Source organism: Aquimarina sp. KJ22-3 (assembly GCF_055808215.1).
In genome coordinates, this window is record NZ_CM147859.1 from 569,913 (window position 1) to 584,231 (window position 14,319).

Annotated in this window: 12 protein-coding genes; 5 read left to right on the forward strand and 7 right to left on the reverse strand. The window is 37.5% G+C overall.

All coding sequences use genetic code 11. The annotated features are described in order from the left end of the window. Position 1: 1 nt before the first annotated feature. From AC0L3Q_RS02510 to AC0L3Q_RS02520, 3 genes are all read right to left on the reverse strand, one after another. The gene (locus tag AC0L3Q_RS02510; RefSeq protein ID WP_473284822.1) at positions 2–994 is read right to left on the reverse strand and encodes an AraC family transcriptional regulator; all 993 of its coding nucleotides are present in this window, start codon (positions 992–994) and stop codon (positions 2–4) included. Positions 995–1,132: 138 nt separating this feature from the next. Next, positions 1,133–1,828, reverse strand: a complete 696-nt coding sequence (locus tag AC0L3Q_RS02515; RefSeq protein WP_473284824.1) for a hypothetical protein — start codon at positions 1,826–1,828, stop codon at positions 1,133–1,135. A gap of 108 nt (positions 1,829–1,936) precedes the next feature. Next, on the reverse strand, positions 1,937–2,599 hold the full coding sequence (locus AC0L3Q_RS02520) for an NAD-dependent epimerase/dehydratase family protein (protein ID WP_473284826.1): 663 nt from the start codon (positions 2,597–2,599) through the stop codon (positions 1,937–1,939). Between the two features lie 121 nt (positions 2,600–2,720). On the opposite strand from AC0L3Q_RS02520, the gene AC0L3Q_RS02525 reads away from it, so the two are divergent. Together AC0L3Q_RS02525 and dinB are read left to right on the forward strand one after the other, a co-directional pair. Next, a complete protein-coding gene (locus AC0L3Q_RS02525) occupies positions 2,721–3,461 on the forward strand; it encodes a hypothetical protein (protein WP_473284828.1) in 741 nt (246 codons plus the stop codon). A 40-nt stretch (positions 3,462–3,501) separates the two neighbouring features. Then, positions 3,502–4,608, forward strand: coding sequence for a DNA polymerase IV (dinB, locus tag AC0L3Q_RS02530; protein ID WP_473284830.1), 1,107 nt, complete (start codon positions 3,502–3,504; stop codon positions 4,606–4,608). A gap of 1 nt (position 4,609) precedes the next feature. Here the strand turns inward: dinB and AC0L3Q_RS02535 are convergent, their stop codons facing one another. Beyond that, positions 4,610–5,755 carry a methionine aminotransferase gene (locus AC0L3Q_RS02535; protein WP_473284832.1) on the reverse strand — a complete coding sequence of 382 codons (1,146 nt, stop codon included), beginning with the start codon at positions 5,753–5,755 and terminating at the stop codon, positions 4,610–4,612. A 205-nt stretch (positions 5,756–5,960) separates the two neighbouring features. Between AC0L3Q_RS02535 and AC0L3Q_RS02540 the strand changes: the two genes are divergently transcribed. From AC0L3Q_RS02540 to AC0L3Q_RS02550, 3 genes are read left to right on the forward strand one after another with little or no spacing between them, the layout of a single operon-like run. Further along, positions 5,961–6,626, forward strand: coding sequence for a succinate dehydrogenase cytochrome b subunit (locus AC0L3Q_RS02540; protein ID WP_073320201.1), 666 nt, complete (start codon positions 5,961–5,963; stop codon positions 6,624–6,626). Positions 6,627–6,639: 13 nt separating this feature from the next. Beyond that, positions 6,640–8,655: a fumarate reductase/succinate dehydrogenase flavoprotein subunit gene (locus tag AC0L3Q_RS02545; protein ID WP_473284834.1), complete on the forward strand. Its 2,016-nt coding sequence runs from the start codon at positions 6,640–6,642 to the stop codon at positions 8,653–8,655. Positions 8,656–8,661: 6 nt separating this feature from the next. Beyond that, positions 8,662–9,408 carry a succinate dehydrogenase/fumarate reductase iron-sulfur subunit gene (locus tag AC0L3Q_RS02550; RefSeq protein ID WP_473284836.1) on the forward strand — a complete coding sequence of 249 codons (747 nt, stop codon included), beginning with the start codon at positions 8,662–8,664 and terminating at the stop codon, positions 9,406–9,408. Positions 9,409–9,505: 97 nt separating this feature from the next. Here the strand turns inward: AC0L3Q_RS02550 and AC0L3Q_RS02555 are convergent, their stop codons facing one another. The 3 genes from AC0L3Q_RS02555 to AC0L3Q_RS02565 form a co-directional block, all read right to left on the reverse strand. Then, complete coding sequence (locus tag AC0L3Q_RS02555) at positions 9,506–10,783, reverse strand: polysaccharide lyase family 7 protein (RefSeq protein WP_473284838.1); 1,278 nt, start codon at positions 10,781–10,783, stop codon at positions 9,506–9,508. A 177-nt stretch (positions 10,784–10,960) separates the two neighbouring features. After that, the gene (locus AC0L3Q_RS02560; RefSeq protein WP_473284840.1) at positions 10,961–11,779 is read right to left on the reverse strand and encodes a Rossmann-fold NAD(P)-binding domain-containing protein; all 819 of its coding nucleotides are present in this window, start codon (positions 11,777–11,779) and stop codon (positions 10,961–10,963) included. Beyond that, complete coding sequence (locus AC0L3Q_RS02565) at positions 11,763–14,156, reverse strand: M28 family peptidase (RefSeq protein WP_473284842.1); 2,394 nt, start codon at positions 14,154–14,156, stop codon at positions 11,763–11,765. The genes AC0L3Q_RS02560 and AC0L3Q_RS02565 overlap by 17 nt, the downstream gene beginning before the upstream one ends. Positions 14,157–14,319: the final 163 nt, after the last annotated feature.

Sequence of the window (14,319 nt, forward strand, 5' to 3'; positions counted from 1 at the left end):
ATTATAAGTTTGAGAAATACTCTTTGGGAGTAGCTCCCATAAGATCCTTAAAGGATTTGTTGAATGTGGTTTTGGAATTAAAACCGGCCTCTTGCGCAACCCCAAAAAAGGTCATATGCTTAGCGTTTTCGGTTTGGGATAAAGCGATAAACTCTTTGATTCGATAGTAGTTAATGTATTCAAAGAAATTCATGCCAATACGCTCATTGAGCAGACGTGCCATTTCGGGATTACTTACCCCAAGCATTTCTGCTAATTCTGATTTTAGCAGTTTTCTGTTCAAATAGGGTTTTTTATCTTCCATGAGTTGTTCTAATTGCTTTTTTAGCGTATCCAACTGTTGGTTAGAAAACTTGGATTGTGCATATTTCTTGGAAGAGACAAAAGCGTCGATTTTAAACAGCTGTGGTTCTTTTATACTATAAAAAGCAATAAAAAGAGTCATGATAGCAATGCTTATCCATATTATTTGCCAGTTTATTTTGGTGAAAAAAGAGTATCCTACTGCCCAGTTCAAGAACATGGTAAACCAACAGAGTAAACATATCCCTATAGCTATCAAAAAGCTGAAAAAGAATCTGGATTGAACACTATAACTTAATTCTTGCTGAATATCTTTTTTAAACTGTAAAAAGATCCGAAGGCTGAGTACCCAATAGGTAATATTAAAGGATAACCCAATTGCTATAAATGCTAAGGTAACCTTTGAGGTAAGTCCGCTGGCGGCTCTTTCTTGTAGTACTTCATCTGAAGGCAAAATAAAATAGATGGTTGCCAAGGTATTATATACCAGTGCAGGCAAGTAATGGATAAGCTCTTTCTTTGAAAATGGTTTTTTAATCAAGCTGGACCGGGTAAACAGATAGATCGTGGCTCCAAATAATAAGGTGGCAAATTCTGAAAAAATCACCCAGCGATAGTTATCAGTAAAGAAGCCTGAAATATAGAATACCCTACCTGTTAACCCGATGGCTAAAACGAAGACTAATATCACGATGTACTTATTTATATTCCTATTTTTTTGGAAAAGAAATAAATGAAGATCAGAAACAAACTCTGAAAATACGCGAAATGTACCAGCTGATTAAGTAGTGCTTGCATGGGTCTACTATCAAATTTTTGATTGAATATACTAGTTTATCACAAATTGATTTACATGCAATACACTTTCATTTTTATGAATACCCTTATCCTTCATAAAGGATTCGAATTCTTTTTTGCTTTCCCATTCTGTTACCACTAACAAATCAGGATTATAATAATATCCTGCAGGTGATTTCCCGTCGGTTAGCTTCAAAACTGTTTTTCCTCCCGTGGCAGCAGATTTTTGAAACCATTGTTTGGTAAAGGCATCAAAAGAAGAGTTGTCTTTTTTCCAATAGGCGGTTACTACATTATACTTGTTTTTGTCCATGCTAAACGAAAGATCTTCGGGCATTTCATAATACACCAAATTAAAAATGGACCAAATCGTTCTTCGTTGCTCATGAAAATCAGGGACAACCGTTTCAATTTCTGAGATAAACTGTTCTCGGTTGTTTAGATCGTTCCACTGCCCGAATATAAAACTGGTAGGTTGGATGTTTCCTTGTGTGGTTTCTACAATTCTAAAGCCGGGTAGAGGTTTATAGGATCGTTTGAAGCCTACGGGGAAAACTGTTTTTTTATATTTTTCAAAAGCCTTTTCGGTTTCCGGTTTTGTAGTTAACATAAGAATATCCAATATTTCTCCTTTCTTTAAGTTAACAGATTTAATATTGGCCTGAGCAAAAAGAGAAGTGTTACCTATAAAGATAACTAGTAATATGATAATTTTTAACAGTTTCATGATTTTTGATTTTTGAGATTATTAATTTCAAACAAATGTAGAAACTGCATTCAGATTCCCGTAAACAAACGCGCTCCAAAAGATACGGATACGGTAAACGCACTACTTTTACTCTTGTTTTTGTGCGATTTCTTTGATATGATCAGAAATAATAATGTGATCGGCAAATTCATGATTAGCTAACCAAATCATTGCCAGAACGATCGTTTCAGGAACGATAGTTTGGTACTTCTTAAGCCCTCCAATCAGTAGGGGATTGACCACCTTCATGAGTTGTTTGAAAAAATATTCTCCAGGACGTTTTTCAGTTCTTTGACCTCCAATAAGTGAGGGTTGTAAGAGATGCGTTTTAGGAATTTGACATTGCAACACGTCTCTTTCCATTTCTCCTTTTGTCCGATTATAAAATACATTACTGTTTGGGTTCGCACCCAATGCAGATACCACAATATAGGTAGGGATGTTGTTCGCTTTGCAAAGTTGAGCGGCATTTACCGGGATGCCATAGTCAATTTTGTGATAGAGATTTTTATCCGGAGTTTTGGCCTTGGTGGTCCCAATACAACAAAACACTTCGTCGGCAATAAATTTATCTTGATGATCAGCTAGGGCGAGTAGATCTATAATATGCTCTTCTACTTTTGGATGTGAATTCCCAGTTGTTTTCCTAGAGAAAAGAATAACTTTGGAATACCTCATATCTTCGATGAGGTGTTGTAGTAAAATGCCTCCCGTAAGTCCTGTAGCGCCCAGTATTATTGCCGTTTTCATAAGTCATAGATTAAAAATCTCTCAAAATTAGTATATTTAAACGTCAAAATGTAAAACCCTAATAGTGAAAATGAAATAAAAATACTTTGGCTTTACAAGCTTACAAAATGCTCCCCCTGCTATGAAAGAACTACTACGAACTGCGAATTGCTTTTGGTCAATTCGTATGTTATCCTTGCTGCTATTCTTCACCTTTTTTTATAAGATTAGTGTTGCCCAAATCGATGCCAATGCATTACAGGGACTTCCAACGGCATCTACCGTAGAACGAAATGCAATTACAGGAGTACAAATTGGTTCACTGGTCTATGATACCGATGCAAATAGTGTATTTGTATATACCAATACAGGCTGGCAAGAATTACGACAGACGGGTAATGTTTTTGTGGGTGCTTTCCAAATATCTGCTGCAGGTACGGTAAATGTTATCGATGTACCATTTCAACCTACTTCAGTTGCTTTTGTTGCCCATGCAAATGTGGAAAGTTTTAATCTGAATAGTGATAACGGTACGGTAAATAATGATAGGGGAATCCGAAACTCTTTTGGTAGTATGAATGGCTTTGCCAGACAAAACGGAGCCACGATTAATCAGCAGGTAATCTACATAGGCGCCCATGGAAACTCAATTAACGATATTGCTCGATTTGCATCTAATACCAATGCCATAGGATTACGATATGGAGATCAAAATGGCAATTTTTTGGGGAGTATTACGGGAAATGTGACTACATTCACTTCCAACGGTTTTACCATTGACGTTACCTATACTAATGGAGATATCACTAATGCTGGGCAAAATGTACTTCCGACCGATATTAATAACGAAGGCATCATTGTGATCTACACCGCATATCGTTAATTATAACAGTAGACGTTAGAATAACCACTATTTTTGTATTGTGGAAGAATTGGTTGCGCATAGAAAAATTATTCATGTAGATATGGACGCGTTTTACGCTTCCGTAGAGCAAATGGATAACCCAGAGTTAAAGGGGAAACCATTGGCTGTTGGTGGAGGCTCAAAACGAGGAGTAGTTAGTGCGGCCAGTTACGAAGCCCGAGTCTTTGGTGTGCGATCTGCTATGGCTGGTTTTAAAGCCCGAAAATTATGCCCGGATCTTATTTTTGTGAAACCCCGGTTTGATCGATACAAAGAAATATCGGTCAAAATCAGAAAGATATTTTTTGAGTATACAGATCTGGTAGAACCATTATCTCTGGATGAAGCTTATCTGGATGTGACTCAAAACAAAAAAGGAAATCCAAGTGCCTCATTGCTGGCGCAAGAAATACGACAGCGAATTTTTGACGAGGTGGGTCTTACTGCATCTGCGGGCATATCTATTAATAAGTTTATAGCCAAAGTAGCTAGTGACTACAATAAACCCAATGGGCAAAAAACAGTAAATCCTGAAGAAGTTATAGAATTTTTGGAAAATCTGGATGTGAAAAAGTTCTACGGAGTAGGAAAGGTTACCCAAGCCAAGATGTACCAAATGGGCATCTATACCGGGAAAGACTTGAAATCAAAATCAGAAGAGTTTCTTACCCAACATTTTGGCAAGTCTGGACGCCATTATTACCGTATTGTACGAGGAATTCATCTTAGTGAGGTAAAACCTAATAGGGAACGCAAATCCTTGGCAGCAGAAAGGACCTTTAGCGAAAATATATCTTCTGAAATTTATATGTTAGAGCGCTTAGAGAGTATTGCCGAAGAGTTGCAACGGCGATTGCAACGAAGTAAGGTGGCAGGTAGAACTGTGACCTTAAAAATCAAGTATAGCGACTTTACCCTGCAAACCCGAAGCAAAACCTTGCCGTATTATGTAAGTGACGCTGCCATTTTACTTGAAACAGCAAAGGAACTACTGTATCAGGAAAAAATGAAAAACTCTGTCCGTCTGCTCGGGATTTCTTTATCTAATTTGAATACTGGAAAAGACAAACCCAAAAAGAAAGAAGAAAAGGAATTTGAAGTGATTCAGTTGAAGTTTGATTTTTAGTTTAAACCTTACATAGAATCTCCGCAGCCCTTTTCAAAGTATCCTCAGTCTTCGCAAAACAAAAACGGAGTACATGATCGTCTTTTTGGTTTAGATTAAATACGGAAATGGGTATAGATGCGATACCATGTTCTTTGGTAAGTCGTTCTGCAAAATCTACATCAGTTTCGTTGGTGATGTCAGAATAATCCAATAGCTGAAAATAAGTGCCAGAAGCGGGAGTATATGAAAATCGCGAATCCTTGATGAGTGATAAAAACAAATCTCGTTTTTGCTGATAAAAATTAGATAAGGACAAATAATTCTCCGGGGTCTTTAAATACTCTGCAAGCGCATATTGTATGGGATGATTGCTACAAAACACATTGAATTGATGCACTTTTCGAAACTCTTGCATCAAAGCTGCGGGAGCCATGCAATAGCCCATTTTCCAACCGGTGGTATGAAAGGTTTTTCCAAAAGATGCGGTAATAAATGCTCGCTCTGCCAATCCGGGATATTTGCAAGCGCTTTCGTGTTCTTGTTGGTCGAATATGATATGTTCGTAAACCTCGTCGCTCAGCAAAATAATATCAGTTCCTTTCAATAACTTCTCTAGTTGAAGCATGTCGTTTTTGGAGAGTACAGTACCACTCGGATTATGAGGAGTGTTGATAATCACCATTTTTGTTCTCTTCGATATTTTTGAAGCCACTTCCTTCCAGTTTACTGTAAAGTCAGGAGCTGACAGCTGAACTGGAATGACCGTTCCTCCAAATAATTCGATAGAAGGTTCGTAAGAATCATAGGCAGGTTTAAAGATAATTACTTCGTCTCCAGGGGCAACAAAAGCAGAGATGATGGTGAAAATCGCCTGGGTAGCACCAGAGGTGATGGTAACTTCACTTTCTGGATGATAATCGTAACCGTATAAGGCGCTTGTTTTTTCAGCAATGATCGATCTCAAAGATGGTAAACCCGGCATGGGAGCATATTGGTTATATCCTTTTTGCATGGCCTGTGAAACGAGTTCGATTAATTTGGGATGGGCCTCAAAATTGGGAAAACCTTGAGAAAGATTAATGGCGTTATAAGAATTTGCCATCTGACTCATCACCGTAAAAATTGTTGTGGAAACGTTTGGAAGTTTGGAATTGATATTTTGCATGCCCTAAAATTATAATATTTACAAAAAACAGCTTCTTTTTTGTTTAAAGTTTAGTATAAATTTCAAACGATTTCGTTGGAAACCGTAAACAAAGAAAAAAAGCTACTTTAAATTCATTATAAATAAGCAAATACCCTTGGCAAAGCTTGGCTAAAATAAGCCTGAGCCCTATTTTTGTTGCTCAACTATTTAAACGTTATACATAATGGGTGGATTGATAAAATCTTCAATAGCTAGAAAAGTTGCCATGGCACTTTCGGGACTTTTCTTAGTTTTCTTTTTATTACAGCACTTTACTATCAATTTTACTTCAATTTTTAGCGCAGATACATTCAACGAATTATCACATTTCATGGGAACAAATCCGGTGGTACAATTCGCATTGCAACCTGTTTTGATTTTTGGAGTGGTTTTTCACTTTGTGATGGGATTTGTGTTAGAAATCAAAAATAAAAACGCAAGAGCGGTAAAGTATGCAAAATATAATGGAGGCGCTAATGCTTCCTGGATGTCTAGAAATATGATTTATTCTGGATTAGTGATCTTAGCGTTCTTAGGATTGCATTTCTATGATTTTTGGATTCCTGAAATGGTTCATAAATATGTAGAATTTGCTCCTGAAGATCCAACAAGATACTATCATGAGTTATTAGAAAAATTTGTAAGCCCGGTTAGAACGGGATTATATGTAGTTTCGTTTGTGTTTTTAGCATTACACTTATGGCACGGATTTGCTTCATCTTTCCAATCTGTTGGGTTTAACAACAAATATTCTGTTGGATTGACCAAATTTGCCAAAGCTTTTGCGATAGTGATTCCATTAGGATTTATCATTATTTCATTAGTACTTCATTTTAATCACAATCACTAAAAACACCACGAGTATGTCAATTTTAGATTCTAAAATACCTGAAGGGCCACTGGCAGATAAGTGGACAAAACATAAAAATACGATCAACCTGGTTAACCCTGCCAATAAACGTAATATAGATGTTATTGTAGTAGGAACCGGATTAGCAGGAGGTAGTGCTGCTGCAACCTTAGCAGAACTAGGATACAATGTAAAAACATTTTGTTATCAGGATTCACCTCGTAGAGCACACTCTATTGCTGCGCAAGGAGGAATAAATGCATCAAAGAATTATCAAGGAGACGGGGATTCTGATTACCGTTTATTCTACGATACGGTTAAAGGAGGAGATTACCGATCTCGAGAGGCTAACGTATATCGATTAGCAGAAGTTTCAGGAAATATTATCGACCAGTGTGTGGCACAAGGAGTACCTTTTGCCCGCGAATATGGTGGATTACTAGATAACCGTTCGTTTGGAGGGGTATTGGTATCACGTACCTTTTACGCCAAAGGACAAACAGGTCAACAATTATTGTTAGGTGCGTATTCTGCAATGAATCGCCAAATCAATAGAGGAAAAATACAGCCATTCAATCGTCATGAGATGTTGGATTTGGTTAAGGTAGACGGAAAAGCGAGAGGAATTATTGCTCGTAATCTGGTTACCGGAGAAATAGAACGTCATTCTGCTCACGCGGTTGTATTAGCGACAGGAGGATACGGAAACGTATTTTTCTTAAGTACGAACGCAATGGGTAGTAATGTAATGGCAGCCTGGAGAGCGCACCGAAGAGGAGCTTTCTTTGCAAATCCTTGTTACACACAGATTCACCCAACCTGTATTCCTGTTTCTGGAGATCATCAATCGAAGCTTACCTTAATGTCTGAGTCATTGCGTAATGATGGGCGTATTTGGGTGCCAAAGAGAAAAGAAGATGCAGAGGCGATACGTGCTGGAAAATTAAAACCAACACAATTGGCAGAAGACGAACGAGATTATTACCTGGAGCGTCGTTACCCGGCATTTGGTAACCTGGTTCCTCGTGATGTAGCTTCTAGGGCTGCTAAAGAACGTTGTGATGCTGGTTTTGGAGTTAATAAAACGGGAGAAGCTGTATATCTTGATTTTGCTTCGGCGATACAACGATACGGTAGTGAGAAGGCTTTGACTTCAGGTATGGAAAATCCTTCAAAAGAAGAAATCACAAAACTAGGAGAAGAAGTTATCGAGAATAAATACGGTAACCTTTTCCAGATGTATGAAAAGATTGTAGACGAAAATCCATACAAAACTCCAATGATGATATACCCAGCAGTACACTATACTATGGGAGGTCTTTGGGTAGATTATAACTTACAAACTACCGTTCCTGGTTGTTATGCTGCGGGAGAGGCAAACTTCTCTGATCACGGAGCTAACCGATTGGGAGCATCTGCATTGATGCAAGGTTTGGCAGATGGATATTTTGTATTACCATACACTATTGGGGACTATCTGTCTCATGATATCAGAACTGGTAAAATACCAACGGATACTCCAGAGTTTGACCAGGCAGAAAAGGATGTAAAAGATCGTATCCAAAAACTAATGGGAGGATCTGGAACACACTCTGTAGATTATTACCATAAGAAACTTGGTAAAATCATGTGGAACAAATGTGGAATGTCACGTAATGAACAAGGCCTTAAGGAAGCAATAGAAGAAATTGCTGCTCTACGCGAGGATTTCTGGAAGAACGTAAAAGTTCCAGGTACTGCGGATAGCATGAACCCAGAGTTAGAAAAAGCAGGTCGAGTAGCAGATTTCTTAGAATTAGGAGAATTGTTTGCAAAGGATGCGTTGAATAGAAATGAATCTTGTGGAGGACACTTTAGAGAAGAGTCGGTAGAACAAGACGGAGAACAAAAAGGAGAAGCACTTAGAGATGACAAGAACTTTAAGTACGTTGCTGCTTGGGAATATAAAGGTGAACCAAAAGACGCCGAATTACATAAAGAAGAATTAACCTTCGAAAACATTGAATTAAAAACACGTTCTTATAAATAAAAAGCTATGAATCTTACACTAAAAATATGGCGTCAAAAGGATGCTAAATCACAAGGAAAGATAGTAGATTATCAAATATCTGGTATCGAAGGAGACATGTCTTTTTTAGAAATGCTAGACGTGTTGAATGAGGATTTGATCAACAAAGGTGAGGAGCCTGTGGTATTTGATCACGATTGTAGAGAAGGAATTTGTGGATCTTGTTCGCTACAGATTAATGGCGAACCACATGGACCAGATCGTTTGATCACTACTTGCCAGTTACACATGCGTAAGTTTAACGATGGAGATACCATTTATATAGAGCCTTTTAGAGCAAAGGCATTTCCTGTTGTAAAGGATCTTATGGTAGATCGTAGTGCCTTTGATAGAATCCAACAAGCAGGAGGATATGTATCTGTAAATACTTCTGGTAATACGATTGACGCTAACGCAATTCCAATCGAAAAAGAAAATGCAGATGATGCTTTTGCAGCAGCTACTTGTATTGGATGCGGAGCTTGCGTGGCAGCATGTAAAAATGCTTCTGCAATGTTGTTTACTTCAGCAAAGGTTTCACAATTTGCATTGTTACCGCAAGGACAGGTTGAAGCTACAGAACGTGTATTGGCTATGGTAAATCAAATGGACGAAGAAGGTTTTGGTAATTGTACCAACACCGGTGCCTGCGAGATTGAGTGTCCTAAAGGAATCTCTCTAGAGAATATCGCACGTATGAATCGCGAGTATTTGAAAGCTAGTTTGAAAGGGTAGTTATTTGCCCAATATATAAAATAAAAAGCCGAAGTATCACTTCGGCTTTTTTCGTAACTAAAAAAATATAATATGAAATTAAGGGTGTTGCTATTATTTAATGAAATACCTCTAATTTATTAATAGCCACACTGCCATAATCTGAACTGTTGTAGCTTTTGCCTTTCATAGATTGTAGATAGCATCCCGCTTTAAAATAGTTTTCTTTGGCAGGTGCACTTTGAGAGGTGTATATGGTTCTTACACGATTTCCACTAGTATTTAATTCGTATAATTTTACTACGCTGTTTTGATAGGTCAATTCAAAATATAGCTCTTCGCCAAGATTGAAATTACCCACGGTTTTTCCGCCGCCTTCTAATACTTCTGTAACATAACCGTTGATTCGCAGTTTTACCGAACCGCTAGTTTGATTTGCACTACCCTGGCATTGTACACGGATTACATCATCGAAGAAGTCGGTTTTATCATGTATTTGACCAAAGCATACTTTACCAGAACTAGGCAAGCGATCCACCCGTACTTTCCAGCGCATACGATGTTCTTTACTCGTTGTACCGTCCCAATAAATAAGACCACTTCCATTCGCAGTAAGTTCTCTTAATTCCATTCTCGGATTACCAGATCCGGAGGAGGTATCGCTACCTGCCCATACCTGAAATTTTGCCCAACCGTTTTGCACAAAAAACCAGTCAGGATTTGTGTAAGAAGGTAGATTAGGAATTTCGTCTACGTATTGATTATTGGACTTGGTTCCAGAGAGACCGTTAAGTTTCCAGTTAACTAACCCAAGGAGGTCATAGGGGGTGTTACTTCCCGGATTAGGATTACCACCACAGAGTTCTTCTACTGTAAATCGTTCCCAGGAAAGAGCACTGGTTCGATTACAAGTCATAGGCTTGCTTCCATTTTCTGAGCTAATGTATTTTCCGTTATTCCCTTTAATGGCATAGTTACCATTACCGAGATTTTCGAAAGTAAATTTTTCCCAGGATCCAATTTGTGTACGGTTACAAGTAATAGGTTTGGTTCCGTTTTCAGAACTTACATATTTTCCATTATTTCCTTGTAAAGCAAATTGCCCGTTGCCTGCATCGACCAATGTGTATTTTTCCCATGCACCTTGTGCAGTCCGATTACAGTTCATAGGTTGCAGGCCGTTTTCAGAACTTACATATTTTCCGTTGTTACCTTTTAAAGCAATAGAAGTACAATCACCTATGGCTTTGGAGAGATCAATGTTGGTTTCAATGCTTTCATTTGAGAATTCTTCATGAGAGCACCCGGCTAAAAAGAAGAGTGTAAATGAAATGCAGATCACCAAAAGTAAGGACAGAGGTTGATCGTTCAACCGCTTGTAATTTGTGTGATTCATTTGTAATAGGTTTGTGTTAATATCTCATAATACTAAATTGGTCGACCAATTTAGTATTTACAAATATATAAGTAAATTGTTAAAAAACGATGATTTTTTTAATTTTTAAGCCTTTTGTTTAATGTATTGATATTTTGATAAGGAAAAAAATTGAAAATATCAGGAAAAGAGGAAGAGTTATTTAGTTTCCAGATCTTTCTGAAAAGAATATTCTAAATCTTGTTGGATTTCATCCGAAACTATGATTTTACCTTTGGACGTTGATTCAAAATCATAATCTGGTTGGGGTAGTCCCAGTTGTTCACAAACCTTGGAGTAGTATATTGCTTTTTCGCGATGATCGGGGTAAGAAGCATTAAAAACAGTGTTCCACTGATCCGTTTTTATTATAGTAGAAATAACACCTATACAATCCTCTAGGTGAATCAAATTTACTGGTGCTTTTGGATTTTTGATGTTCGATCTACGCGATAACATATTAGCCGGATGTCGTTCAGGACCAAATAAACCGGCAAATCTTAGTATTGTAGTGTGGAAGCGTTTGTTATTTTGTAGCAATTGCTCAGTCTTTATTAGCTGTTTTCCAGCATTTGAAGTAGCATTTGGAAGAGTTTCTTGAGAAATTAAAGGAAATCCTTCAATATCGGCAAAAACCGACGTAGAGCTTATAAAAAGCACGTTTTGCACTGTTGATTTTTCAATAAAAGGAAGGACACTTTCGATCTTAGCTACAAAATTGACTTCTGGATTTCTTCGCAACCCGGGAGGAACATTAATTAATAGTATTTCGCTACCTTCCAAAAAACCAGTCATGTTACCCACTGGCCCTTCTTCGGTTAATTCAATTAGGTAGGTGTCAATCCCTTTGTCTTGTAGTTTTTCAATCTTATGAGCCGAGGTGGTAGAACCTTTTATTAAATAATCATGTTCAAGTAATTTGCATGCGGTAGGGAGTCCTAACCAGCCCAGTCCAAGGATACTAATCTGTTGCTTCATTTAGAGTCGACGTTTCTTCAGGTATTGTTGAAATAGAGTCTTTTGGTTTTTCTTGATATTGCGTAATAGCATAGTTCTTTTTTACAATTACTGCGTCATTCAATATGAAAGGTTTAGGCATCATATCTTTGGTTCTTGGCGGAATTGTAAAATGTTTATTTTGCAATAAATCATAAGAAGACTCATAGATCACAAATTTAGGCAAAGAATCTCTATGAAAACTCATTTTTAACTCCAAAGGTTTGTTGTTGCTTACAAAGTAAGTAAGCAAACGATTTCTCCAGCGTTTGGTTAGGGCATTATATATTTTACCATCAGAATGTTCAAAATCGATAGCAGTTTCGCCGTTTACTGTCAATGTATCAAAATTGAATATAGTTTGAGTATACAGATCTATTCTTTGGATATCTCTTTGAGGAGCAATACACAGATCCAAATGTCTAAGACCATTAATTATAGTGTCTTTACTGATGTCAATTCTCGGATTAGGAATGGTTTTGATTGGAGCTTGATTTGCAAAAGTAAACGCTCTTCCGTATTTGCTCTGTAGGGCATTTTTATTATAAGTATCTGCAATATTTGAGGTTTTGTCGATATAATTCTGGGTCCAGGGATCCAATAAGTGATCATAGGTGGCCCAAACTGCTTTGTTTTGATCTGTATCCAACAAATACACCAAGCTATTTGGTTTTTGTCGCTCTTCAGTAAAATCTGATTTCAAGTGGGCGGTGATCAATAGAATTAATGAAAGCACCAAAGCCATATTACCTACCAGATTTTTTCTTTTATAGAAGCCAATTACTGGTAAAAGAATACCAAATAACAACACCGATAGTACCGAGGATACGAATAGAATTTTGAGTCCAAGTGCAACAGGAAACATCGCAATAAATTGTGCCAGGATAAAAATTGAGGGTAAGGATAAAAGGACCATCAAATAAGGATTGGGTCTTTTTTGTCGGATAAGTACAAATAAAGAAACCAAACCAAATATTGCAATAAAGATAAAATAACTAGCGCCTTTCAAATACATAGCGGCCAAAGTCGATATAACCAGCCATATACATATTGGGGCAATCATCATACTTGGCAAATTTTGTGGCTTCTTGAATCGAGCATAGATTTTAAAACAAATAGCTATAGACAGAAAGACAAAAAACGCAATGTAATAGTATCCATTATAGGTAAACCCATGTTGGATCTCGTTGTATTGCGGATAGATGATGTTCAGTAACTGCCAAAATCCAAAAGTAAATAAACCCGACAGGAGCATGGACGACAAAAGAGCACCAAAACCTAGGAGTACATCTTTTAAGTTGATGCGATAGGCCGCCTTGCCATAAAACATTAATAGGACAAAGACGATAATAGTGGTAATTAATATCCCATATATCCAACTAAAAGGATATTTGATCAATTTAAAAATAGGAGTACTGAAATAAATATAATCTTTGTCGGATTTTAGATTGCTGAGATCAGATTCAGAAAAATATGATAGAAGTGGCATCAGGTAACTTCCTTGATGTTGCAAAGTACTGAGGTCAAGATTTTGCCAGGTATCATTTGCGGTATGATAGTCAAAATGATCACCGATAAAGGCAAAATTAAATCCTTCGATATCCCCTTGCTCTCTTAGTACCGTAAGGTCGGTGTCGTTAGGGAGCATTTTGTAGATGCTATATGCCAAAGAATTTGTAGCCGGATATTGCACCCCGGCTTGTGCAAATTCTTGCATTAATTTTCCATTCTTACTGTTGGTCTCGATAAGCATATACGAATCTCCACCACTTCCTCTTGCCTCAAAATTAAGGGTAATACCTACATTTTTTGCCCAAGAGTGTTGCTTTACAAAAAGATCTGCTCCGTTTAACCCTAATTCCTCTCCATCGGTAATACAAAGAATGATATCATTCTTTGGTGTTTTATTGGTGGCCAAGTAGGCTCGTACTCCCTCCAGAATAGTGGCGACTCCACTTGCAGCATCACTAGCTCCCAAAGAAGAATGTTGTGAGCTGTCGTAGTGAGACATCAACATTACTGCTTTACCATCACCACTTCCTTTGATCTTTGCCAAAATGTTTTGAGGTTCGCTACAATTTCCAGACTTCCCTACCGAAAATCCCTTTTGCACTTCGGGTTGTAATCCCATTTTCTTCAACTCTTCTACGATATAAGCAATAGCCTCTTCGTGCGCAGGGCTTCCTAGATAATGAGGAGCCTTCCCAATATTTTTGACATGCTCAAGAGCTCTAAGGGTAGAGAATTCCTGATCGGGAGTATCCAAATCTGAAATGCTGTGGGATTTTGAGGTGTAAAAAGTGAAAAATATGCTAAGAATCAGGAGAATAAAGGTGAAAAGTGAAAAGAATTTTCGCATCTGTGTATCAGTTTAGCTAAAGGTAAGAAATTAGCCACAATTATTAAAGATTTACAAATTAAATTGAAGGTTAACTTAAAAACATGTTATCGATTAAAGGATACCAAAGAATTCGTTGAAGAGATCATAAAAATAGGGTTTGGAGGTGATGAAACACAGTGTT